Annotated in this window: 2 protein-coding genes; both read left to right on the forward strand. The window is 51.1% G+C overall.

Annotated features, from left to right (window positions below; genetic code table 11):
* Window positions 1–485 (forward strand): 4-hydroxy-tetrahydrodipicolinate reductase (gene dapB / locus GS12_RS22635; protein ID WP_034951250.1); only part of this gene is annotated, 485 nt, incomplete at its 5' end.
* A 435-nt stretch (window positions 486–920) separates the two neighbouring features.
* The coding region (locus GS12_RS22640) for a carbamoyl-phosphate synthase domain-containing protein (protein WP_034951252.1) at window positions 921–1,504 on the forward strand (584 nt) is incomplete at its 3' end.

Genomic DNA, 1,504 nt, shown 5'->3' on the forward strand with positions numbered 1-1,504 from the left:
CCATAAAAGCAGCCGCTGAAGAGATCGGCATCGTATTCGCTGCCAATTTCAGCGTAGGCGTTAACCTGGTACTGAAGCTGCTGGAAAAAACCGCCAAAGTGATGGGCGACTATGCGGATATTGAAATTGTTGAAGCGCATCATCGCCACAAAGTTGATGCGCCGTCAGGCACCGCCCTGGCAATGGGTGAAGCCATTGCCGGTGCGATGGACTGGAAGTTAAATGAGCACGCCGTGTACGCGCGAGAAGGGCACACCGGCGAGCGGGCGGCGGGCACCATCGGTTTTGCCACCGTCAGAGCGGGCGATATCATTGGCGAACATACCGCCATGTTTGCGGATATTGGCGAGCGGGTTGAGATAACGCATAAAGCGTCAAGCCGAATGACTTTTGCGAAAGGCGCCGTTCGTGCAGCGAAGTGGGTTTTAGCGTCAAAAAAAGGACTTTATGATATGAAAGATGTGCTTAATCTGGATGATTTATAGCTTTTATTTTTTTATAAGCCGCTGAGGCTACAACAGATTGTAGCCTTAAAATTTTTATAAAACCTGTTTCATTACTATTTTATTTTCAGGGCTGCATTAATCATCTTTTTCACTGAATTTTTTCTTTGACAGCCCTGCTCGTCGGGCCGATCATCCTCTTTTGGTCTGTTTTATACCACTATCACACTCTTTTTCTCGCGCAATCGATTTTATCCGTAGGTATTCTGCCTCTTTCAGCGGTAATCTGAGCATAATCCGCCAGGCCTGCCAAAAAACAGAGAAAAAACGCTGCGCAGGCTGGACAACGACAGAGGCGATCATTAGAATGCGCGCAATTTGCCAAAAATCGAGATTCAGGCGGTTTTTGCGTTGATTTCAGGCTCTCACCTGAATTAATATGCAAATAATGTGACTGTTTATTCTCAGGAGGACGTTTTGATTAAGTCAGCGCTATTGGTTCTGGAAGACGGAACCCAATTCCACGGTCGGGCCATCGGGGCAACGGGGTCGGCAGTGGGGGAAGTCGTTTTCAACACGTCAATGACCGGTTATCAAGAAATCCTCACTGATCCTTCCTATTCCCGCCAGATTGTCACTCTCACTTATCCCCATATTGGTAACGTCGGCACCAACGCCGCTGATGAAGAATCTTCCAGAGTTCATGCGCAGGGCCTCGTTATCCGCGATTTACCGCTGATCGCCAGCAACTTCCGCAATGAAGAGGGGCTCTCGGACTACCTCAAGCGTAATAACGTTGTGGCTATCGCCGATATCGATACGCGTAAGCTGACCCGCCTGCTGCGGGAAAAAGGCGCGCAAAATGGCTGCATTATCGCCGGTGACGCGCCGGATGCCGCGCTGGCGCTGCAACAGGCACAGGCATTTCCTGGCTTAAAGGGCATGGATCTGGCAAAAGAAGTTTCCACGCGTGAAACCTACCGCTGGCAACAGGGGAGCTGGACGCTGGCGGGCCTGCCCGCCTCTGCCGATGAGGCGGCGCTGCCGTTCCACGTGGTGGC

Origin of the sequence: Erwinia oleae, from assembly GCF_000770305.1 — a bacterium.
GTDB classification, from domain to species: Bacteria; Pseudomonadota; Gammaproteobacteria; order Enterobacterales; family Enterobacteriaceae; genus Erwinia; species Erwinia oleae.